Genomic DNA, 20,630 nt, shown 5'->3' on the forward strand with positions numbered 1-20,630 from the left:
GTGCTTGTGGCCATTGATGGACCTGCCGGAGCCGGCAAGTCGACCGTGGCGCGCGCCGTTGCGCGCGCGCTCGGCTTCACCTACCTGGATACCGGAGCGATGTACCGGACGGTCGCGCTCGCGTCCACGCGCGGCCTCGACGAGGCCGGCGCGCTCGACATCGGCTTCGACGGCGACGCCGTGATGCTCAACGGGGAGGACGTCTCCGGGCTGATCCGGACCGCCGAGATCTCCGAGCGCGCGTCGGTCGTCGCCAACGACCCCGAGGTGCGCCGCGCGATGGTCGCCCAGCAGCGGCTGATCATCGCCGGCGGCGACTACGTGGCCGAGGGGCGCGACGTCGCGACCGTGGTCGCGCCCGACGCCGAGGTCAAGGTGTACCTGACGGCGTCACCGCAGGAGCGCGCGCGGCGGCGCGCGCAGGACCTCGGCGTCGACGACGTCGAAGCAGTCGCCCGGGACCTGGCGGCGCGCGACGAGCGCGACCAGAGCCACGGGCGCACGATCCACGAGCCGGCGCCCGGCGCCGTTCCGCTGGATACGACAGGCTTGTCCGTAGATGAAGTGGTTGGAGAGATCGTGGAACGTGTGAAGACGGTGCGCGCATGAGCACCGCCGGCCCCAAGGTGGCCATCATCGGCTACCCGAACGTGGGCAAGTCGTCGCTGGTCAACCGCCTCAGCGAGTCGCGGATCGCCGTCGTGCACGAGGCGCCGGGGATCACCCGCGACCGCCACGAGGTGCCGTGCGAGTGGAACGGCCGGGCGTTCACGCTGATCGACACCGGCGGCATGGACATGTTCGACGAGGACCCGATGGCCGGGTCGATCCGCCAGCAGGCGCAGGCGGCGCTCAACGACGCCGACGTCGCGCTGCTGGTCGTCGACGGCCAGGCGGGTGCGCGGCCCGGCGACGAGGAGCTCGCCGATCTCCTGCGCCGCTGGAAGAAGCCGGTCATCGTGGTGGCCAACAAGATCGACTCCGTCAAGGACGTCCCGGCCGCGAGCGAGTTCTACGGCTTGGGCCTGGGCGAGCCGGTGGCGGTCAGCGCCACCCAGGGGCTGGGCACGGGCGACCTGCTGGATCGCGTCGTCGCGGATCTCCCCGAGGGCGACTTCGAGCCCGAGGACGACGAGATCATCCGGCTCGCGCTGATCGGCCGGCCGAACGTCGGCAAGTCGTCGCTGGTCAACAAGTTCGTGAAGTCCGACCGCGTGATCGTGTCGGACGTGGCGGGCACGACGCGCGACGCGATCGACCTCCCGATGGAGGTCGACGGGCGGCGCGTGATCGTCGTCGACACCGCGGGCATGCGCCGCCAGGCCAAGGTCACCGAGTCGGTCGAGTACTACACCACCTTGCGCTCGCAGCGGGCGGTCGAGCGTGCGGACGTCGCGCTGGTCATCTGCGACGCGCACGACGGCGTCACCGCCCAGGACCTCCGGATCGCCGAGCTGGCGATGAAGGCGGGCTGCGCGACCGCGCTCGTGCTGAACAAGTGGGACGTCGCGCCGATGGAAGAGGACGCGCTGGACCACGAGCGGGCCAAGGTCAACAACAAGCTGCGGCTGCGCCCGAAGGTCCTGACGGTCAGCGCGCTGTCCGGGCGCAACGTCGAGAAGCTGCTGAAGGAGGCGATCATCCTCGGCGATCGCGTCAAGACGCGGATCCCGACGCCGCAGCTGAACCGCTTCATCGGCGAGGTCGTCCAGGAGCGCCAGCCGCCCGCCAAGCAGGGCTCGCGGCTGCGGCTGCTGTACATGGCGCAGTTCGAGACGCGGCCGCCGCGCTTCGCGATCCAGGTCAACTCGCGCAATCGAGTGACGCGCGACTACGCCTACTTCGTCGAGAATCGTCTCCGGGCCCGGTTCGGCATGGACGGTGTCCCGCTGATCATCGACTTCAAGGAGCGCAAGCAGAAGGATGACCGCTGACGCCCCGCAGCAGGAACGCGACGCGACGCAGGACGAAGCTGAGAGCAGGTCTGGCGGCGGTGGGCTGAGGCTCACGGCCCGCGGCCGCGCCGCGCTGTTCGGTGGCGGCGCGATGGTGCTCGTGCTGATCGTCGCCGTGGTCGCGCTGGCGAGCGGGGGCGGGGGCGGCTCGTCGTCGTCGGCTCCGCCGGCCGAGAACGCGGCTGCGTTGGTCCCGGCCGACGCGCTGGTCTACGTGCACCTCTCGACCGACACGGGGCGCGGCGCGACGACCGACGCCGCGAAGGTGGCCGGCAAGTTCCCCTCCTGGCCGGCGCTGCGCGACGGGCTCGTCGCGCGCCTGCAGGCGCCGGGCTGCGACGTCGCGACCAGGGCGCTGAAGACCGCCGACGAGGCGGCGCTGGCGATCTTCGACACGGGCTCGGGCTCGACGGCGAACTCGCTGGTGCTGGTCGACACGGGCAGGACCCATCCGGGCGCCAGGCAGACGGCGTGCGGCTCGCTGACGTCCACCTACGTCGGGAAGTTCCTGGCGATCGGGCAGCCGGAGTCGCTGCTGCTGGCCGCGAACCTGGCCAAGGGCAGGGGCGCGTCGCTGGCGAAGGCGGCCGGGCCGCAGGCGGAGTTCGCCAAGCTGCCCGACGACCGCGTCGCCGACGGCTGGCTCAGCGCCGACGGGATCCGGCGGCTGCTGGCGCCCCAGGGCGGGCTGCTGGGCGCCGCGGGCGTGCTGTTCGACCAGGCGACGCTGAAGGGCGCGGCGTTCGGGCTCAGCGCGCACGGCGACCAGGTCAGGCTGCGGGTCGAGTCGCAGCTGGATCCGAGGCTCAGGGGCTCCGGGGCGGCGGCGACCGGGACCGGCTTCAAGCCGTTCAGGCCGACGCTGGCCAAGGACGTCCCGGCCAACGCGATGGCCTACTTGGGTGTCAGCAACCTGGCACCTGCGCTGCAGCGCCTGCTGGCCGCGGCGGGGACGCAGTCCAGGACGCTGCAGCCGCTGGTCGGGTCGCTCTCGGCACCGCTGCTGAAGGTCTTCCCGGGCGAGGCGGCGATCGTCCTGACCGAGAAGACCCCGGCGCCGGTGCTGACGATCCTGGCCAGGACCAGCGACGAAGCGGCCACCCGCAGGGCGCTGTCCGGCCTGCCGGCGGCGGTGCGCAGGGCGTTCGCGACGGCGGTCTGGGACGGCAAGGTCGCGGTGTCGACCGACCCGTCCGGGATCGCGGCCGTCAGGGCCGGCGGGAAGCACCTCGCGGACACCGCGAACTTCACAAAGGCGGTCGGAAATCACCCTGATGCCGTCTCCTCGCTACTCTTCCTGGACTTCAGCAGGCTGTTGGGCTTGGCGGAGGCCACCGGGCTGGGCGACTCGAGCGCCTACAAGGCGGCCAAGGCCGACCTCCAGCGGGTGGGCGCGATCGGCGCCTCGACCTCTGGCAACGACAGCGAATCGACCGCGGAGATCACCCTCCTTCTCACTTCATGAGCTACGCCGACAACGAGTACCTCTTCACATCCGAGTCCGTGACCGAGGGTCACCCGGACAAGGTCGCCGACCAGATCTCCGACGGGGTCCTGGACGCCTGCCTCAAGGACGACCCGCTGTCGCGAGTCGCCTGCGAGACGCTCGTCAACACGGGCCTGGTCGTGGTCTCCGGTGAGATCACCACCGACACCTACGTCGACATCCAGGAGATCGCGCGCGAGACGATCCGCAAGATCGGCTACGTCGACGCGGACCTCGGCTTCAGCGCCGACTCCGCCGCGGTCCTGAACGCGATCGACAAGCAGAGCGTCGACATCGCGCAGGGCGTCGACCAGGCCTACGAGTCGCGGACCGACCCCAACGACGACGACGCCCTTGATGTGGCCGGCGCGGGCGACCAGGGCATGATGTTCGGCTACGCGTCCAACGAGACGCCCGAGCTGATGCCGCTGCCGATCTCGCTCGCCCACAAGCTGGCCAAGCGGCTGGCGGACGTGCGCAAGGCCGGGACGCTGGACTACCTCCGTCCCGACGGCAAGACCCAGGTGTCCGTGCGCTACCGCGACGGCCGCCCGGTGGAGATCGAGAAGCTCCTGATCTCCACGCAGCACAAGGAGGGCGCCGAGTCGCTGATCCCGGATGACCTCTGGGAGCACGTCGTGCAGCCGATCCTGCCGGGCGATCTGTACGACGCCGGCAAGCTGCGCAAGGAGTTCCTGGTCAACCCGACCGGGCGCTTCGTCATCGGTGGTCCGGTCGGCGACGCCGGCCTGACGGGTCGCAAGATCATCGTCGACACCTACGGCGGCTTCGCCCGTCACGGCGGCGGCGCGTTCTCGGGCAAGGACCCGTCGAAGGTCGACCGCAGCGCCGCCTACGCGGCCCGCTGGGTCGCCAAGAACGTCGTCGCGGCCGGCCTGGCCGACCGCGCCGAGGTCCAGGTCGCGTACGCCATCGGCGTCGCGCACCCGGTCTCCGTCCTGGTCGAGACCTTCGGCACCGAGAAGATCGGCCGCGGCAAGATCGCCGAGCTCGTCGACCAGTTCTTCGACCTCCGTCCCGGGGCCTTCCGCCAGGCGCTGGACCTGCACCGCCCGATCTACCAGAAGACGGCCGCCTACGGCCACTTCGGTCGCGACGACCACGACTTCACGTGGGAGCGCACCGACAAGGCCGCCGAGCTCGCGGAGGCCGCCGGCCTCTCGGCTCCGTCGGCCGCTTAGCGATCCTGCGCGGGGCGGCCTCGGCCGCCCCGCAGTGATCCGGTCGCGGGCCGCGGACGGTAGACGTCAGCAGATGCTCGCCTACGACCGCTCGGGCTCCGGGCCGCCGCTCGTCCTGCTGCACCCGCTGGGTGCCGACCGCCGCGTCTGGCGCCCCGTGATCCCGGGGCTCACGGCGCAGCGCGACGTGATCGCCGTCGACCTGCCGGGCTTCGGCGACTCGCCGGCGCTGTCCGGCGACGACGCCTCGCCGCGCGCGCTCGCCGCGGCGGTCGCGCGCTTCCTGGCCGACGACCTCGGCCTCGCCGCGCCGCCGCACGTCGCGGGCAACTCGCTGGGCGGCTGGGTGGCGCTGGAGCTGGCGCTCAGCGGGGCGGCGGCGAGCGTCGTGGCGATCGCTCCCGCAGGCCTGTGGGAGCGTCCGCTCGCGCCCAAGCCCGAGCTGGCCCGGAGCGTCGCGCGCGCCCTGGGCCCGGTCGCCGGCGCGGCCATGCGCGTGCCGTCGCTGCGCCGCGCGGCGCTGGCCGGCTCGGTCGGCCACCCCGACCGCGTCCCGCCCCGCGACGCCGCGGCGCTGATCGACGCCTACGGGTCGGCGCCGGGCTTCACCGCCGCCAACCGCGCGATGCGGGCCGGGACGTTCGGCGGCCTGAACGCGATCACGGTGCCGGTCACGCTGGCCTGGCCGGAGCGCGACCGCCTGATCGCGCGCCCGCACGCCGTCCCGCCACGGGTCCGCCAGGTCGACCTGCCCGGCTGCGGGCACATCCCGATGTGGGACGACCCCGCGGCGGTGGCCGCCGTGCTCCTCGCCGGTTCGGAGCCGGACCGCGCGGGTGGCGCGGGCGAGGTCGTGCGCGCCGAGCGTTGATCCGGTCGCCGGTGCGGTGCGCAGGCTCGGGAAGATGGCTCGTGCCCAGATCCCCGCCGACCTCTACGTCTTGGCCGACGAAGACCTGATGGCGTACCTCAGCGGTGGGCATGCTGCGGCGTTCGAGGTCGTCTACGCGCGCCACGAGGCGGCCGCGTTCTCGCTCGCCTACCGCGTCGTCGGCGAGCGCGCCACCGCCGAGGAGGTCGTGCAGGACGCGTTCATGAACGTCTGGCGCAGCGGCTTCCGCTACGACCCCGCGCGTGGCAGCGTGCGCACCTGGCTGCTGGGCATCGTCCAGCGGCGGGCGATCGACGCGCTGCGCCGCGGCGGCAAGCACGCGCGGCGGCGCGCGTCCGACGAGGGCATCGAGGAGTGGCTGCCGGCCGACGACCGCACCGACCGCCAGGCCGAGGTCCGCGACCAGGCCGCGACCGTGCGCGCCGCGCTGCTCGACCTCCCCGATGACCAGCGCCGCGCGGTCGAGCTCGCCTACTACGGCGGCTGCTCGCACTCGGAGATCGCGACGCTGACCGCCGTCCCGATGGGCACGGTCAAGGGCCGCCTGCGGCTCGCGCTGAAGAAACTGCGCGCCGAGCTGGCGCCGCTGGCGGGGGAGACGGCGTGAGCGACTGCCGCTTCGCCGACGCGACCGGCGCCTGGGTGCTCGGCGCGCTCGACGACGACGAGGCCCACGCGTTCGCCGCCCACCTCGAGACGTGCACGGACTGCCGCCGCGAGGTCGCCGAGCTGCGCGTGCCCGCCGGCCTGCTCGGGCTCGGCGCCCCGCAGGTCACCCCGAGCCCGCAGCTGCGCGAGCGGATCATGGCGACCGTGCGCGCGGAGGCCGAGCTGCTGGCCGCCGCGGGCGCCGAGGCCGACCGCGTCCCTGCCACCGCCGCACCGCCGCAACGGCGCTGGTGGACCGGGCGCGGCGCGCTCGGCGCCGGTGCCGGCGCGCTGGCCGCGGCCGCGTGCGCGGCCGTGGTGGCGATCGTCGTGGCGGGCGGCGGTGGCCATGACCGCACACGCACGCTCACCGGTACCGGGAACCGCGGGGTGGCCGTCGAGGTGCGGCTCGACGACGACGGCCACGCCGTCCTGCGCCTGAGCAGGTTGCCGGCGCCACCGTCCGGGCGGGTCTACGAGGCGTGGATCGTCCGCCACGGCACCGCGCGCCCGACGCATGCGCTCTTCGGTGTCCGCCCGGACGGCGAGGCCCAGGTCGAGATCCCCGAGAAGGTCAGCGGTGCCGAACGCCTCATGGTCACCGACGAACCCGCGGGCGGCAGCGAAGTACCCAGCGGGCGCGTCGTGGCAAACACGGACCTCGCGTGATGAGCGGCCAGCGGACAAGTTGTTGTTGATCTGACCAAGTTGATGATCCGGTCGGCGGTGGGCCGCGCAGGCCCCTGCATGACGAACATCAAGATCGAGCAGTTGGACCGGTCCGGTGACCTCCGCCAGGCCGCGGACGACGCCGGCGCGTGGGACCCGAGCGGCACGCGCCGCGAGATGCTGCGCAAGGCCGGCATCGGCGGCGCGGCGGTCTTCGGCGTCAACGCCCTGTTGTCGCCGCTGGACGCGTTCGCTTCGGCGAGCAAGAGCCAGAAGGGGGCCTACTCCACGTCGGCGTCGAAGTCGATCCGCCGTGGCAAGCCCAACGCCAACGACGTCAAGATCGGCAACTACGCGCTGACGCTGGAGTACCTCGAGGCGGCGTTCTACGCCGCAGCGGTGCAGCAGAACTTCGCTGACGCCGACATCAACGCGTTCGCCAAGACGGTGGCCAGGCATGAGGCCGCCCACGTCGCGGCGCTCAAGAGGGTCCTGGGCTCGGCCGCGGTCAAGCCCCCGACCGTCAACACCGACACGGTCGGCAGGCTGCTGGCCGACCAGGCGACGTTCATCAAGACCGCCGCCACGATCGAGCCGGTCGGCACCGCCGCCTACGCGGGCGCCGGGCCGTACCTGAACAACCTGGCGATCACCAAGGCCGCGCTCTCGATCCACTCGGTCGAGGCCAACCACGCCGCCTACGCGCTGGCGCTGGTCAAGCTGAAGTCGATCGACGCCACCGCCGATCCGATCCCGAACGCCTTCAATCCCGCGTTCAGCTTCGCCAAGACCATCAGGACGGTCTCGTCGCTGAACGTGGTCAAGGGCGACCTCCAGCCGTAGCTCACTCGCGGTGTCACACGTGGCGTCCCGCGGTGATCCGCGGGGCGCCGCGTTGCGAAGGAACCAGAGCAAGGCCTACAAGCAGGGAAAGGGAGCGGAGCATGATTGATCAGCCTTCCGTCGTAGACTTCGACGGAGACGAGGCGGTCGCCGAGGCGATGGCCGGACTGCAGGACGCGGGGACCACACGCGGCGGGCTGTTCCGGCGCGCCGGTGTCGCCGCCGGCGGCCTGGGCATCGCGGCGGCGCTCGTGCCGACGTTCTTCGGCGGGACCGCCGGAGCGCGCGAGGGTGGCTCGAAGGCCCAGGACGTCAAGATCCTCAACTTCGCGCTCACGCTGGAGTACCTGGAGGCCGCGTTCTACGCCGAGGCCGTCGGGCGTGGCATCTACACGGGCACGGTCGGGACGTTCGCGTCCACGGTCGCCTCGCATGAGGCCACGCACGTCGCGACGCTCAAGAGCGTCCTCGGCGCCAAGGCGGTGGCCTCGCCGAAGTTCGACTTCAAGGGCACCACCAAGCAGTGGAAGACGTTCCTGCGCACCAGCAAGGTGCTGGAGGACACGGGCGTCTCTGCCTACCAGGGCCAGGCGCCGCGCATCCACCAGAACGCCGTCCTCGGCCCGGCGGCGGCGATCCTCGCCGTCGAGGCGCGCCACGCCGCGTGGGTCCGTGACCTGCTCGGCGCCGGCAAGACCGTCAAGCCCGCGCCGGCGGCGTTCAGCACGCCGCACTCGATGGAGGCCATCCTGGCCGCCGTCAAGAAGACCGGCTTCATCAAGTCCTAGCACTCGACCTCGGGAGATCAACCACATCATGACGTTCATGAGCAAGAACCCACGGGTCGACTTGTCGTCCGTCGTCGCGTTCGACGCTGACGGCGCACTGCAGGAGACGGCGGCTGAGGCGCAGCGACATTCGCGCCGCGCGTTCCTGCGACGCGGTGGGATCGCCGCCGGCGGCGCTGTTGCCGCCGGCGCGGTCCTGCCGGGCCTGACCGCCGGCGCGATGGCGGCGACGCCCAAGGGCGACGTCGCGATCGCGAACTTCGCGCTGACGCTGGAGTACCTGGAGTCCGCGTTCTACGCCGCGGCCCTCAAGCACGCGGGCCTCAGCGGCGAGCACAAGCGGTTCGCAACGACCGTGCACGCCCACGAGGCCGCGCACGTCGAGGCGCTGAAGAGGATGCTCGGCAGCGCGGCGGTCAAGCGCCCGACGTTCGACTTCGGCAGCGCGGTGCAGTCGCAGTCGGCGTTCACGTCGACCGCGATCACGCTGGAGGACACCGGCGTCTCCGCCTACCAGGGCCAGGCGCCGTTCATCAAGTCCCAGGCGGTCTTCAAGGCCGCGATCTCGATCCACCCGGTCGAGGCTCGCCACGCCGCCTGGATCCGCCAGCTCGCGCACGAGAACCCGGCGCCTGCCGCGTTCAACCCCTCCTTGACGAAGTCCCAGGTCCTGGCCGCGGTGGCCGGCACCGGCTTCATCAAGTCCTAGAACACGAAGAAAGGAAGACCTATGCCTTCCGTCGGATTCCCCGAGATGATCGTGATCCTGGTCATCGCCCTGATCGTCCTCGGACCCAAGAAGCTCCCGGAGGCCGGCAAGTCGCTGGGCAACGGCATGCGCCAGTTCAAGGACAGCCTCGCCGGCGTCACCGGCGGCGACGACGACGACGAGCGCACGCCCGTCGCAGCCGCCGCACCCGCCGCACCCGCCGCACCCGTCGCCGCGCCGGTCGTCACGCCCAGCGCGGTCGCCACGCCCAGCACGCACGAACGCGTCTGAGCGCATGCGCCGCCGCCACGTGGCACCCCTCGCCGCGCTCGTCATCGCCGCGGTCGGCATCGTGCCGGCCGCGGTGGCGGGTGGTGCTCCGCAGGCACACGCCGCGCGGACGACGACCGTCACGCTGAGGAACATCTCGTTCATCAGGTCGACCGTCCACATCAGGAAGGGCGACACGGTGAGGTGGGTCTGGAAGGACCCGACCGTGCCGCACAACGTGACGTTCGCCCACAAGCACAGCAGCACGAGGCAGAAGGGCACTACAGCATGCGCTTCAGCACCGCCGGGACGTTCAAGTACCACTGCACGATCCACCCGGGGATGAACGGCAAGGTCGTCGTCAGCTGAGCGCGTGGCGCCGGCGGTGGTCGCGACGGGAGCGGACCTGCACCTCAGATCCGCTCCCGCCACGTGATCGCCGCCGACGCGACCTCCAGGAGCGCGGCCTGGAGGGTGGTCGGCGCGCTGCTCGCGCGGGCCTTGGCGAGCGCCTTCAACGACGCCGCCAGCACCGCCGGGCCCGAGGGCCCGGCCGCCCGCAAGGATGAGAGCTCGCTGCTGGTCAGCCGCCGCGGCTCGCCGGTGATCGCCGCGACCGCCTCGCGCAGCTCGCGCTCGGCGGTCGCCGCACGCTGCTCGGCGACCCGCGCCGCACGCCGTGCGGCCGCGGCCTCCGCCAGCGCCTCCGGGGAGGACGCGATCGTCCGCAGCGCCTGCGACGCCTCGGCCTCGGCCAACGCCGCCCGCGCCTCGGCGCGCGCGCCGTCCAGCTCACGCTCGGTGCCCCGCAGCCGCTCGGTCGTGGCCCGCACGTCGGCGACCAGCTCGCGCCGCTCGGCCCGCAGCGCCGACACCGTCGACTCCGCGCGCTCGAGCCTGCTCGCCAGCCTCCGCGTGTCGGCCCGCAACGCGGCGACCTCGCCGCGCAGCTCGGCCGCCGCGGCCTTCGCCGCCTCGGCGGTCGTGGCGGCCTTGACCTCGGCCGCCGCCGCACGGCGCTCGGCGCGCGCGACGGCCGCCTCGTCGACGACCCGGACGACCTGGGGCTTCCCAACGCTCTTGGTTCTCGACTTCTTCCGGTTCCTGCTCCTTTCGAGCCGCGCCTCCAGGACGGCGACGCGCTTCTCGGCCTCGCGCGCCTGCGCCAGGGCCGCCTCCAACATCGCCCGTCCTTCCGGGCTGATGACCGCACGATCCGCCTGCTCCGGGTCGACGGAGCCGCGGCGCCGCGGGCCCGGCCTGGCGGGCTCGAAGCCCGCCGCCCGGATCGCGGCGTTCAGCGACCCGCCGAACGGGCGCTTGGCCGAGTTCAGCGCGGGCCACGGCGAGCCGTCGGCCCGGCCGGCGCGGTAGCGCTCGACGCGCCACTGCTGGCCGGTCCACTTCGCCGACGACGGGTTCCAGTCCGCCGCACGCGGCGGCTCGCCGTAGACGTCGACCCACTCGCGGATCGCTTCGATGACGTTCTCGCGGGTCCAACCACCCCGGCCAACCAGAGGCCGGTCCTTGGTGGCTCCCGCGTAGGTCGCGGGAGCCATGAGCGCTCTCCGCTACCCGCCGTGGGGCTGGTCGCTGATCGGTCGCGTCGCCTCGGCGCGCGCAGCAGCGAACGACGCCTGGGCGGCGCGATTCTTCTGCGGCAGCTGCGTGGTGCACACGAGGGACATGCGGCGAATGACGGTAGGGCATGACCCGGCGGTTCGTCAAGCGAAAGCGTCCGGGACCCCATCGGTTCGAGTCCTCGCGCAATCGGAGACTCGTCCGAAGACGCTGAGAACCTCTCTCGTCGCGATGGGCGACGGCGACAACGACAACATGGGTGGGATCGCGTTCGACCAACTCGTGCCGTCGCCTCGAGGGCCGCGGTTTGTCGGAGACCTGACGACAGGGACCAAGGTGTATGGGTTCAACGGCGGAGCGGTCCAGACCTCTTCAGCGCTGGCGGTATTGCGGCGTGCCGTGGAGCCGCTCTGGACCGTCGCGCTCGGAACGCGCGCCATCGATGTGACCGCGACGACCAAGCTGCTCGTGCTCGACGGAGGGCTGACGACGTGGCGTCCGGTTGAGCAGCTGGCCATCCGTGACATCGTGCTCTGCGCCGAGGGCTACTACCCGACCACCGTGGCCTGGCGCGCGCGCAAGGCGCGGCTGGTCGGAGCGTTCCTGGGCGATGGATGGCTCCGCCAAGATCCGGTCCGCAGCGGCTACAGCTTGGGTTTGGCGATCGGTCGCGGCGATGAGCTTCACACGACCAAGTACCTCAAGTTGGCCGAGGAAGTGTTGCCGAACCGCGGCTGGGGCCGTGGCTGGCGTGCCGACGCACCGGGCCACTTCGGCCTGTCGTGCTCGTCTCGATCGTCCTGGGTCGCGGCCCGTGACCTGGGCCTCGGAAGCAAGGCGCGAGACAAGCAGGTGCCCGCCGATGCCTTCGGTCTGAACCGCGATGACAAGCTGGCGCTGCTCGCCGGTTACTTCGACGCCGACGGCTCTGTCGCTGGGCCGGGTTCGAGCAACCACGGCCGTGGCTGCGTTGCCGGGACGAGCGAGCAGCTGGTCGTGGGACTGCGCGAGCTGGCGATCGCCTGCGCGCTGCACGTGACGGCGGTGATCACGAGCCGGCGGAGCACCAACTACGGCACAGCATCGGTGTGGCGGTTCACGATCGCCGCCGATTCGACGGCTGAGTTGCCCCTTTGGCATCGTGCGAAGGCGGCGAATCAGCGGGTCACGAGCCGGAGGTCGAAGGCGGTCGCCGCGCGCCATCTCAGTGGAGCGAGGCTCGGAATGGGCATCCACGCGCGTCGTGTTCGTGACGTCGTGCCTGCGGCGCCCCGTCAGGTCGTGAGCGTTGCCGCGGACGCGATCGGCCTCGTCGCGGCCGGGGTCGTCGTCGCCGGCCGCTGAGGTCTACAGGCCGCTGGGCGGCTGCTCGGTCGCGACCTCGCGGCGGTGCTCGCGCTGGGCCTTGTCGACGGCGGCGACGATCAGCGCCGGGTTGGCGACGCCGCGGAAGGTGAAGTCGGAGTCGTCGGTCCCGGCGGTGTCGAAGTCGACGGAGCCGACGCGCAGCAGCCGGTCGATGAAGCGCTGCTCGGTGTTGACGTTCTGGACGCGGTCGATCGACGTCTGCTGGATGTGCTTGGAGAGGATCCCGGTCCGGATGTTGAGGCGCTCGGTCGAGATGATGTAGCGCGTGGCCATGCGCTTGATCAGGCCGGCCAGGATGACCAGCGCCATCACGACGACGAAGACGACGACGCCGAGCGCGACCGAGGCCGCGAGCCAGGCGATCACGCCGAGGACGACCGCGCCGCCCAGGCCCTTGACGTAGAAGCTCAGCACGCCGCGCCACGACGGGTGGCCTTCGAAGACGATCGTCTCGCCGGGATGCAGGTCCATGGTGTGCTCAGCCTATCCTCGGAGCTGCCCTTGTCCCAACCCGTGATCCAGGTGGAGCCGCTGACGACGGCCCGCGCGCTGCGTGGGCCGTTCGACTACGTGCGCCCGGACGAGAGCGTGGACGTCGGCTCGCTGCTGGAGGTCCCGTTCGGGCGCCAGCGTCTGCAGGCGGTCGTCACCGGGCTGGCGGAGGAGTCCGAGCACAGGCTCGTCGCGCCGCTGAAGGTGCTCCCGGACGCGCTGCCGGCCGACCTCGTCGACCTCGGGCTGTGGCTCGGGCGCGAGTACGCGTCGACCCCGGCGCGGGCGCTGTCGCTGATGCTCCCGCCGCGCGGGGCGCGCGAGAAGGTGCAGCTGTGGGCGGAGCTCACGGCGGACGGCGACATCGCGCTGCAGTCGCTCGACGGCTCGGCGGGCGGCCGCGCGCTGCGGCTGACCGGCAAGCAGGAGGGGCTGCTGCAGTCGCTGCCGCGCTTCGCGGGGACCGACCTGGGGTCGTTGCGGCGGCTCGAGGCGCGGGGGTTCGTCCGGATCGGGCCGCGGGGGATGCGGCGCGCGCCCCAGCACGTCGCGGTCGGCGCGCGCAAGCCGCCGCCGGTGCTCAACGCCGAGCAGGCCGCGGCGGTGGATGCGATCACGGGCGCGGCGCCGGGCGACCAGCTGCTGCTGCACGGCGTGACGGGGTCCGGGAAGACCGAGGTCTACCTGCGCGCGGCCGCGGACACGCTGGCGCGCGGCCGCGGCGTCCTGATCCTGGTGCCGGAGATCGGGCTGACGCCGCAGATGATCGACCGCTTCGTGACGCGCTTCGGCGACACGGTCGCGGTGCTGCACTCCAAGCTCGGCGCGGGGGAGCGCTACGACGAGTGGCGGCGCCTGCGATCCGGCGAGGCGATGGTGTGCGTGGGGCCGCGCAGCGCGGTGTTCGCGCCGATCGAGCGGCTGGGTCTTGTCGTCGTGGACGAGGAGCACGACGGGTCCTACAAGAACGAGGGCGACCCGCGCTACGACGCGCGGCTGGTCGCCGAGAAGCGGGCGCTGCAACATGGTGCGGTTCTCGTGGTCGGTTCTGCCACGCCGCGGCCGGAGTCGGTGCACGCGCTGCGGCGGGTCCGGCTGCCGCACCGGGTCGACGGTGCGGACATGCCGCCGGTGGAGATCGTCGACCTGAAGGGCGTGCACGGCGCGGTCGCGCCGCGGACGCACGAGGCGCTGGTCGACGCCCGCAAGGCCATCGTGTTGCTCAACCGGCGCGGCTGGTCGAACTTCCTGACCTGTCAGTCCTGCGGACGCGTGTGGGAGTGCCCGCACTGCGACGTCGCGCTGATCCTGCACCGCGACCAGGGCGCGGTGGCCTGCCACCACTGCGGCCATCGCGAGGCGATCCCGAAGACGTGCCCGGACTGCGGCAGCGTGTCGATCGCGCGTCACGGGTCCGGGACCGAGCGCCTGGAGCACGACCTCGCCGGGCTCGGCAAGCCGGTGCTGCGGCTGGACGCCGACGTCAAGGACGCGGGCGCGGTGCTCGCGGCCTTCGAGCGGTCAGAGCGCGCGATCTTGGTGGGAACGCAAGTGGTCGCGAAGGGCCACGACTTCCCGGACGTGGACCTCGGGGTGGTGCTCGACGCCGATTCGACGCTGCGCTTCCCGGACTTCCGGGCCGAGGAGCGGACGTTCGCGCTCGTCACCCAGCTCGCCGGCCGGGCGGGGCGCGGGGGCCACGGACGCGTGATCGTGCAGACGATCGACCCGCACGCCAGCGCCATCATGTACGCCGCGCGCCACGACGCCGACGGCTTCCTCACCGAGGAGCTGGAGCGCCGCGAGCTGCTGCGCTATCCACCGTTCTCGACGCTGATCCGGATCGTCTGCGCATCCGAGCAGCCCGGTGCGGCCCACGCGGCGGCCACCGAGGTCCAATCCCGCCTCCCCACATCCCTCGGCCCAGCCCCCCTCTTCCGCCTCCGCGGCAAGGAACGCTCGCAAGTCGTCGTCAAAGCCGGCGACCGCCGCTCCGCCATCGAGCAGGTCGACGCCGCCGTCCGCGAGATCTCCGCCTTCAAGACCTACAAGAACGTCGCCTTCTCCGTTGACGTCGACCCGCAGTAGCCCTACACGCGGGGCGGTGGCTTGCGGGCCGCGGAAGCTAGGATCCAGGACGTGGCCGAGCACCACGAAGAGCTGGACGAGGCGCCTGAGCCCGTCACCACCATGGACCCGGAGACCGCTGCGCGGCGCAGAGCTGCGCTGAAGCACGTCCGGAGGTTCGGCGATCCCGTGTTGCGCTCGAAGGCGCGCGTGGTCGATCGCTTCGATGCCGAGCTGCGCGACGAGATCGGCAAGATGGGCGTCCTGATGGACGATGCCTACGGGATCGGCCTTGCGGCGACGCAGGTCGGGATCCTGCACCGCGTCCTGGTCTACCGCGTCGAGCCGGACTCGCCGGTCAACGCGCTCGTGAACCCCGAGATCGAGTGGACCTCCAAGGACAAGGAGTGGGCCGAGGAGGGCTGCCTCTCGCTGCCCGCGGTCCACGTCGACGTCGAGCGCCCCGTGCACATCCGCGTCAAGGCCCAGGACGAGACCGGCGAGCAGATCCTGGTGGAGGCCTCCGGCCTGGAAGCGCGCGTCATCCAGCACGAGATGGACCACCTCGACGGCGTCCTGATCCTCGACCGCACCCCGCGCGACCAGCGCAAGGAGGGCATGCGCGCCCTCCGCGCCGCGCTGGAGGCGGAAGACGACGCCGCGAACTCCGCGGCCTAGGCGGCACGTCGTGCCCGGCCTCGTCTACCTCGGGACCTCCGCGTTCGCCGCCGGCGTCCTGCGCGACCTGGCCGACGGGCCGCACAGGCCCGTGCTCGTCGTCACGCGTCCCGACGCCAAGCAGGGCCGCGGCCGTAGGCTCGGCCCGCCGCCCGTGGCGGTCACCGCGCGCGAGCTGGGCATCGACGTGATCCAGCCCGCCTCCGTCAACGACGACGAGGCCCGCGCGCAGATCGCGGCGGCGAAACCCGACGCGGTCGTCCTCTGCGCCTTCGGGGCCCTGGTCAAGGAGCCGCTCCTCAGCGACTACGACATCCTCAACGTCCACCCGTCGTTGCTCCCGCGCTGGCGCGGCGCCGCGCCGGTCGAGCGCGCGATGATGGCCGGCGACGCCCAGACCGGCGTCTCGATCATGCGCCTCGTCGCCGAGCTGGACGCCGGCCCGGTCTACGCCCAGAAGCCCGAGCCGATCCTGCCGACCGACGACTACGCGTCGCTCACCGCGCGCCTCAGGGACCTCACGGCGCAGCTGCTCACGTTCGTCCTGGAGACGCACCCCGCGCCCGAGCCCCAGCCCGAGGACGGCGTCACCTACGCCGACAAGCTGACCGCCGAGGACCGCACGCTCGACCTCACGCGCGCGCCGGAGGAGAACGTCCGGATCGTCCGCGCGCTGCACCCGCACATCGGCGCGCGGATCGCGCTGCCGTCCGGGGACTTCCTCGGCGTCCAGGAGGCGTCGATCGACCTCGAAGGCCGCCTGGAGCTGCTCACCGTCCAGCCCTCCGGCGGCCGGCCGATGGCCTACTCCGAGTACCTCAAGGGCCACTCGCCCGCGGTGTAGGACCGCACCTCGAGGTCGCGCACCTCGACGATCCGGTCCGCGATCCGGTCCAGGAAGTAGCGGTCGTGCGAGACCGCGATGACGGTCCCGTCGAAGCGCTCCAGCGCGTTCTCCAGCGTCTCGGCCGACTCGATGTCGAGGTGGTTGGTCGGCTCGTCGAGCAGCAGGCAGTTGGCGCCGCCGAGCATCATCGTCAGGCACCGCAGCCGCGTGCGCTCGCCGCCGCTCATCGCGCTGACCGGCCGCCGGACCTGCTCGTAGTCGAACAGGAACCCCATCAACTTCCGGACCGCCGTGTCCTCGGTCATCGGGCCCGTGGCCCGGACGACGTCGATCGCGCTCAGGTCGTCGGGCAGCTCGTCGACCGCCTGCGTCAGGTGGTCGAACACGATGCTCGGACCCGCCCAGCGCTCACCGCCGCTGAGCGCCAGCTCCCCCGCCAGCAACCGCAACAACACCGACTTGCCCGCGCCGTTCGGGCCCACGATCCCGACGCGCTCGCCGCGCGCGATCTCCAGGTCGACGCCGACCAGCACGGGGTCGAACTCGGCGCCCGTCAGCGCCACCACGCGCTCGCCGCCCCGCGCCCCCGGCCGCAGCTCCAGCGCCATCCGGCGCCGCTCGAAGACCGGCCGGTCGACCTGGTCGATCCGGTCGATCCGCCGCTGCATGTTCAGCGCGCGCGTCTTGAAGCGCTTGTCGAGCGTGTTGTTGGCCCACTGCTGGAAGCGGTTCATCGCCGCCTCCATCCGCGCGATCTCCTTCTGCTGGGCGGCGTAGACCTGTCCCTGGCGGACCAATGCCAGCTCCCGCGCGACCGTGTAGGCGCTGTGGCCGCCCTGCCAGATCCGGACGCGCCCGTGCTCGAGCTCGGCGATCTGCGTGACGACCTCGTCGAGCAGGTAGCGGTCGTGGGAGACGACGACCACCGCGCCCTCGACCTCGGCGACCAGCTCCTCCAGCAACCCGCGGCGCGCCATGTCCAGGTGGGCCTCCGGCTCGTCGAGCAGCAGCAGGTCCGGCTTGCGCACCAGGCACGCCGCCAAGGCCACCAACTTGCGTTCGCCGCCGGACAACGTCCGCGTCGGCCGCGCGAACGACGCGTCGTCGAGCCCGAGATCGCGCAGCAGCCGCACCGCGTCGCCGTCGACGGTCTGCGCGCCGACACCATCAACAAGGCGCAGCTGGCGCTCCAGCAGCCGCGTCATCCGCGGCAGGTCGTCGGCCAGCGCCGGATCGGCCAGCGCCCGCTCCACCTCGGCCAGCTCGGCGTGCAGCGCGGCCGCCGCCGGGACCGCCGCGCGCACCGTGTCGAGCACCGTGCGGTCGTCGCCGCCGACCATCTGGGGCAGGAACGCGACCGTCGCCCCCCTGCGCAGCGCCACGGTGCCCGCGTCTGCAGACTCCACGCCCGCCAGCAGCTTCAGGATGGTGGACTTGCCCGCGCCGTTGGCGCCGACCAGCCCAACCCGCCCGCGCGCGCCGACCTCCAGGTCCAGGCCGTCCAGCACCCGGCGCCCACCGAACTCCTTGACGATGCCGCGCATGCTGAACGCGGGGGCGGTGGGTGCGGCGACGGCGGGCATGGGACAGCACTCTTGCGCGTTCGGACAACAAGTGCACGAGGGAAGTTCCTAGTGTGTGTCAACGTGCCAGCCAGCCCCGCACGACGGACCGCGCTCACGGTCCTGCGCCGCGTCGAGGAGCAGGGCGCCTACGCCGACCGCGCGCTGCACGGCGATGCGCGCGACCTCGACGGGCGTGATCGCGCGCTCGCCAAGCGGCTCGTCTTCGGGACCGTTCAGCGTCGCGGCACGCTCGACTGGATCATCGCCAACCACGTCAACCGCAAGCTCGACCCGCAGGTCCGGGCGGCGCTGCTGCTCGGGCTCTACCAGCTGCTCTACACCGACGTCCCGGCCCACGCCGCGGTCGCCGAGTCCGTGGAGCTGGCCAAGCCGTCGCCGGGCGCCAAGCTCGTCAACGCCGTGCTGCGCAAGGTCCAGCGCGAGGGCGTCAAGCTGCCGACCGACGACACGGTCGAGGGCGCCGCGATCGCGCACTCGCACCCGGAGTGGCTGGTCCGGATGTGGTGGGACTGGCTCGGCCCCGACGAGACCCGCGCGCTGCTGGCCGCCGACAACCAGCCCGCCGAGCTGGCGCTGCGGATCAACCCGCTGGCGAAGATCGACGTCGACCTCGAGGGCCACCGCGAGGACGACGCGCTGATCGTCGAGGGCGCCTTCGACGTCCTCGCGCACCCCCTGTACGCCCAGGGCGCGATCACGCCGCAGTCGCGCGCCTCGCAGCGCGTCGCGCGCATCTTGGACCCGCAGCCGGGCGAGCGCGTCCTCGACGTCTGCGCCGCGCCCGGCGGCAAGACCACGCACCTGGCCGCGCTGATGCAGAACACCGGCGAGGTCGTCGCCGTCGAGCGCAACCCGCAGCGCGCGCAGGCGCTCACCGTCCAGGCCCAGCGGCTGCACGCGTCGTCGGTGAAGGTCCACCTCGCCGACGCCAAGGAGATCACGCAGGACGCGCTCGGCGGGACGTTCGACCGCATCCTGGTCGACCCGCCGTGCTCCGGGCTGGGCACGCTGCGCTCGCACCCCGACCTGCGCTGGCGCGCGACGCCGAAGGCGATCGAGTCGCTGCGCCGAGAGCAGGAGGCGATCGTCGAGGCGGCGCGCTCGGTCCTGGCTCCGGGCGGGCGCCTGGTCTACTCGACCTGCACGCTGTCTCCGCGCGAGGAGGTGGTGTCGGGTGAGGTGATCCGGACGCTGCCGCACCGTGACGGCACCGACGGCTTCTATATTGCACTGACCTAGATGTCGACGTCGTCCAAAGAGCTCGGTCTGAAGTGCCCCGGTTGCGGTGAGCCGTGGCTGCGCCCGACGACGCTCGCGGGGCGCTACCGCTGCGTCTACTGCCTGCACCGCTTCGAGCTGCGCTCCGTCTGCCCGGACTGCGGCGAGCACGGCACGATCGTCCGCATGTCCTCGACCGCCACCACGGAGTGCAATCACTGTGGCGGGTCGATGCTGATCGAGATCTAGCCGGTAGGTTCCGGCATTCATGCCCAAGCCCCGCCGTATCGCGCCGAGCATCCTGGCGGCCGACTTCGCCCGCCTCGGCGCCCAGGTCTCGGAGGTCGTCGATGCCGGCGCCCGCGTCATCCACGTTGACATCATGGACGGCCACTTCGTGCCGCCGCTGTCGATGGGGCCGCAGGTGCTGAGCGCGCTGGTCGAGCTGGGGCTGCCCGACGTGCAGTACGACGTCCACCTGATGGTCGAGCGCCCGGAGAAGTACGTCGCGGACTTCGCGAAGGCCGGCGCCTGGAACATCACCGTGCACGCCGAGGCCACGCCGCACCTGAACTACGCCGTCCAGCAGATCCGTGAGCACGGGTGCAGCGCGGGCGTCGCGGTCTGCCCGTCGACGCCGCTGGACGTCTTCCGCGAGCTCGACGTCGACCTCGCGCTCTGCATGACCGTGAACCCCGGCTGGGGCGGGCAGTCGTTCATCCCGGCCTCGGCCGCGAAGATCGCCCGGCTGCGGGAGCTGCTGGGCGAGGAGGTCGAGCTCGAGGTCGACGGCGGCATCGACGTCGACACGGCGCCCACGGCCTCCGAGGCCGGCGCCTCGCTCTTCGTCGCCGGCAGCGCCGTGTTCGGCGCACCGGATCCAGGTCAGGCCTACCGGGACATCCTGGCGGCAGCCGGGGTGTAGCCAGCCGTACGGTCCTGACCCCGCTGACGGCCGATCATTGTTAGAGCCTGTGAGCACGAAGGTCCTCATCGTCGACGACCACCCGACCTTCCGGTCGACCGCTCGCCTCCTGCTGGAGAGCGAGGGCTTCGACGTGATCGGCGAGGCCCCCGACGGGCTGACCGCGATCGCCGCCGCCGGCGAGCTGCACCCGGACCTCGTCCTGCTCGACGTCAACCTCCCGGACCTCGACGGCTTCGACGTCGCGGCCCGGATCACGAGCGTGCTCGGCGCGCCCGCCGTCGTGCTGACGTCCTCGCGCGACAGCTCGGACTTCGGCCCGCTCGTCCACCGCTCTGGAGCCCGCGGGTTCATCCCGAAGGGCGAGCTCTCTGGCGCGGCGCTCACGGAACTGATCCGATAGCGC

23 protein-coding genes are annotated in these 20,630 nt (G+C 72.3%); 20 read left to right on the forward strand and 3 right to left on the reverse strand.

The genetic code is table 11. The features are described from left to right. The first annotated feature begins 6 nt into the window (after positions 1-6). The 12 genes from cmk (at position 7) to H030_RS40695 (ending at position 9,831) form a co-directional block, all read left to right on the forward strand. Positions 7-609: a (d)CMP kinase gene (gene cmk / locus H030_RS0117700; protein ID WP_269208545.1), complete on the forward strand. Its 603-nt coding sequence runs from the start codon at positions 7-9 to the stop codon at positions 607-609. Continuing rightward, a complete protein-coding gene (der, locus tag H030_RS0117705; protein WP_027007092.1) occupies positions 606-1,934 on the forward strand; it encodes a ribosome biogenesis GTPase Der in 1,329 nt (442 codons plus the stop codon). Before cmk ends, der begins: the two co-directional genes overlap by 4 nt. Further along, positions 1,924-3,420: a hypothetical protein gene (locus tag H030_RS0117710; protein WP_027007093.1), complete on the forward strand. Its 1,497-nt coding sequence runs from the start codon at positions 1,924-1,926 to the stop codon at positions 3,418-3,420. The genes der and H030_RS0117710 overlap by 11 nt, the downstream gene beginning before the upstream one ends. Beyond that, the gene (gene metK / locus H030_RS0117715; protein WP_027007094.1) at positions 3,417-4,643 is read left to right on the forward strand and encodes a methionine adenosyltransferase; all 1,227 of its coding nucleotides are present in this window, start codon (positions 3,417-3,419) and stop codon (positions 4,641-4,643) included. The genes H030_RS0117710 and metK overlap by 4 nt, the downstream gene beginning before the upstream one ends. 73 nt (positions 4,644-4,716) lie before the next feature. Then, positions 4,717-5,514 carry an alpha/beta fold hydrolase gene (locus H030_RS33130; RefSeq protein WP_051223020.1) on the forward strand — a complete coding sequence of 266 codons (798 nt, stop codon included), beginning with the start codon at positions 4,717-4,719 and terminating at the stop codon, positions 5,512-5,514. Between the two features lie 34 nt (positions 5,515-5,548). Beyond that, positions 5,549-6,142 (forward strand): RNA polymerase sigma factor, encoded by a 594-nt coding sequence (locus H030_RS0117725; protein WP_051223364.1) that lies wholly within the window; start codon positions 5,549-5,551, stop codon positions 6,140-6,142. Further along, complete coding sequence (locus H030_RS0117730) at positions 6,139-6,852, forward strand: anti-sigma factor (protein ID WP_027007096.1); 714 nt, start codon at positions 6,139-6,141, stop codon at positions 6,850-6,852. The genes H030_RS0117725 and H030_RS0117730 overlap by 4 nt, the downstream gene beginning before the upstream one ends. A gap of 78 nt (positions 6,853-6,930) precedes the next feature. Further along, entirely contained in the window at positions 6,931-7,695 is a 765-nt protein-coding gene (locus H030_RS37410; protein WP_051223021.1) for a ferritin-like domain-containing protein, read from the forward strand. A 101-nt stretch (positions 7,696-7,796) separates the two neighbouring features. After that, entirely contained in the window at positions 7,797-8,483 is a 687-nt protein-coding gene (locus H030_RS37415; RefSeq protein ID WP_081690908.1) for a ferritin-like domain-containing protein, read from the forward strand. A 37-nt stretch (positions 8,484-8,520) separates the two neighbouring features. Further along, positions 8,521-9,192, forward strand: a complete 672-nt coding sequence (locus tag H030_RS33145; protein ID WP_196809177.1) for a ferritin-like domain-containing protein — start codon at positions 8,521-8,523, stop codon at positions 9,190-9,192. Positions 9,193-9,213: 21 nt separating this feature from the next. Beyond that, positions 9,214-9,483, forward strand: coding sequence for a Sec-independent protein translocase subunit TatA/TatB (locus H030_RS0117750; RefSeq protein WP_027007097.1), 270 nt, complete (start codon positions 9,214-9,216; stop codon positions 9,481-9,483). A 267-nt stretch (positions 9,484-9,750) separates the two neighbouring features. Next, on the forward strand, positions 9,751-9,831 hold the full coding sequence (locus H030_RS40695; RefSeq protein ID WP_419470651.1) for a cupredoxin domain-containing protein: 81 nt from the start codon (positions 9,751-9,753) through the stop codon (positions 9,829-9,831). A 44-nt stretch (positions 9,832-9,875) separates the two neighbouring features. Here H030_RS40695 and H030_RS0117760 read toward each other — a convergent pair whose 3' ends face one another. Further along, entirely contained in the window at positions 9,876-11,021 is a 1,146-nt protein-coding gene (locus H030_RS0117760; RefSeq protein ID WP_027007098.1) for a hypothetical protein, read from the reverse strand. On the opposite strand from H030_RS0117760, the gene H030_RS0117770 reads away from it, so the two are divergent. Then, on the forward strand, positions 11,020-12,387 hold the full coding sequence (locus H030_RS0117770; RefSeq protein WP_155892123.1) for an LAGLIDADG family homing endonuclease: 1,368 nt from the start codon (positions 11,020-11,022) through the stop codon (positions 12,385-12,387). The genes H030_RS0117760 and H030_RS0117770 overlap by 2 nt on opposite strands. Before the next feature lie 3 nt (positions 12,388-12,390). On the opposite strand, the gene H030_RS0117775 is transcribed toward H030_RS0117770, so the two are convergent. Next, positions 12,391-12,882 (reverse strand): PH domain-containing protein, encoded by a 492-nt coding sequence (locus H030_RS0117775; RefSeq protein ID WP_027007100.1) that lies wholly within the window; start codon positions 12,880-12,882, stop codon positions 12,391-12,393. 30 nt (positions 12,883-12,912) lie between these two features. Between H030_RS0117775 and priA the strand changes: the two genes are divergently transcribed. Genes priA through H030_RS0117790 form a run of 3 tightly spaced genes read left to right on the forward strand, consistent with a single transcriptional unit; the run spans position 12,913 to position 16,492 of the window. Continuing rightward, positions 12,913-14,991, forward strand: coding sequence for a replication restart helicase PriA (priA, locus tag H030_RS0117780; protein WP_231398472.1), 2,079 nt, complete (start codon positions 12,913-12,915; stop codon positions 14,989-14,991). Positions 14,992-15,042: 51 nt separating this feature from the next. Beyond that, positions 15,043-15,648: a peptide deformylase gene (def, locus tag H030_RS33150; RefSeq protein ID WP_231398473.1), complete on the forward strand. Its 606-nt coding sequence runs from the start codon at positions 15,043-15,045 to the stop codon at positions 15,646-15,648. Positions 15,649-15,658: 10 nt separating this feature from the next. After that, positions 15,659-16,492, forward strand: coding sequence for a methionyl-tRNA formyltransferase (locus H030_RS0117790; protein ID WP_027007102.1), 834 nt, complete (start codon positions 15,659-15,661; stop codon positions 16,490-16,492). Here the strand turns inward: H030_RS0117790 and H030_RS33155 are convergent. Continuing rightward, positions 16,453-18,078, reverse strand: coding sequence for an ABC-F family ATP-binding cassette domain-containing protein (locus H030_RS33155; RefSeq protein WP_051223027.1), 1,626 nt, complete (start codon positions 18,076-18,078; stop codon positions 16,453-16,455). The genes H030_RS0117790 and H030_RS33155 overlap by 40 nt on opposite strands. Positions 18,079-18,141: 63 nt before the next feature. On the opposite strand from H030_RS33155, the gene rsmB reads away from it, so the two are divergent. The 4 genes from rsmB to H030_RS0117815 are packed head-to-tail and all read left to right on the forward strand — an operon-like array spanning position 18,142 to position 20,627. Then, positions 18,142-19,320: a 16S rRNA (cytosine(967)-C(5))-methyltransferase RsmB gene (gene rsmB / locus H030_RS0117800; protein WP_035127897.1), complete on the forward strand. Its 1,179-nt coding sequence runs from the start codon at positions 18,142-18,144 to the stop codon at positions 19,318-19,320. Further along, a complete protein-coding gene (locus H030_RS0117805; protein ID WP_027007104.1) occupies positions 19,321-19,548 on the forward strand; it encodes a zinc-ribbon domain-containing protein in 228 nt (75 codons plus the stop codon). It abuts the gene before it with no gap. Positions 19,549-19,567: 19 nt separating this feature from the next. Then, positions 19,568-20,224 (forward strand): ribulose-phosphate 3-epimerase, encoded by a 657-nt coding sequence (gene rpe, locus H030_RS0117810; protein WP_027007105.1) that lies wholly within the window; start codon positions 19,568-19,570, stop codon positions 20,222-20,224. Positions 20,225-20,273: 49 nt separating this feature from the next. Continuing rightward, positions 20,274-20,627 (forward strand): response regulator, encoded by a 354-nt coding sequence (locus H030_RS0117815; RefSeq protein ID WP_027007106.1) that lies wholly within the window; start codon positions 20,274-20,276, stop codon positions 20,625-20,627. The last annotated feature ends 3 nt before the right edge of the window (positions 20,628-20,630 follow it).

This window comes from Conexibacter woesei Iso977N, assembly GCF_000424625.1.
GTDB lineage: Bacteria > Actinomycetota > Thermoleophilia > Solirubrobacterales > Solirubrobacteraceae > Baekduia > Baekduia woesei_A.

Coding starts and splice junctions, on each gene's coding strand:
- der (WP_027007092.1), top strand. CDS start 606: ATGAGCACCGCCGGCCCCAAGGTGGCCATCATCGGCTACCCGAACGTG.
- H030_RS0117710 (WP_027007093.1), top strand. CDS start 1,924: ATGACCGCTGACGCCCCGCAGCAGGAACGCGACGCGACGCAGGACGAA.
- metK (WP_027007094.1), top strand. CDS start 3,417: ATGAGCTACGCCGACAACGAGTACCTCTTCACATCCGAGTCCGTGACC.
- H030_RS33130 (WP_051223020.1), top strand. CDS start 4,717: ATGCTCGCCTACGACCGCTCGGGCTCCGGGCCGCCGCTCGTCCTGCTG.
- H030_RS0117725 (WP_051223364.1), top strand. CDS start 5,549: ATGGCTCGTGCCCAGATCCCCGCCGACCTCTACGTCTTGGCCGACGAA.
- H030_RS37410 (WP_051223021.1), top strand. CDS start 6,931: ATGACGAACATCAAGATCGAGCAGTTGGACCGGTCCGGTGACCTCCGC.
- H030_RS37415 (WP_081690908.1), top strand. CDS start 7,797: ATGATTGATCAGCCTTCCGTCGTAGACTTCGACGGAGACGAGGCGGTC.
- H030_RS33145 (WP_196809177.1), top strand. CDS start 8,521: ATGAGCAAGAACCCACGGGTCGACTTGTCGTCCGTCGTCGCGTTCGAC.
- H030_RS0117750 (WP_027007097.1), top strand. CDS start 9,214: ATGCCTTCCGTCGGATTCCCCGAGATGATCGTGATCCTGGTCATCGCC.
- H030_RS40695 (WP_419470651.1), top strand. CDS start 9,751: ATGCGCTTCAGCACCGCCGGGACGTTCAAGTACCACTGCACGATCCAC.
- H030_RS0117770 (WP_155892123.1), top strand. CDS start 11,020: ATGAGCGCTCTCCGCTACCCGCCGTGGGGCTGGTCGCTGATCGGTCGC.
- H030_RS0117760 (WP_027007098.1), bottom strand. CDS start 11,021: ATGGCTCCCGCGACCTACGCGGGAGCCACCAAGGACCGGCCTCTGGTT.
- H030_RS0117775 (WP_027007100.1), bottom strand. CDS start 12,882: ATGGACCTGCATCCCGGCGAGACGATCGTCTTCGAAGGCCACCCGTCG.
- H030_RS33155 (WP_051223027.1), bottom strand. CDS start 18,078: ATGCCCGCCGTCGCCGCACCCACCGCCCCCGCGTTCAGCATGCGCGGC.
- H030_RS0117805 (WP_027007104.1), top strand. CDS start 19,321: ATGTCGACGTCGTCCAAAGAGCTCGGTCTGAAGTGCCCCGGTTGCGGT.
- rpe (WP_027007105.1), top strand. CDS start 19,568: ATGCCCAAGCCCCGCCGTATCGCGCCGAGCATCCTGGCGGCCGACTTC.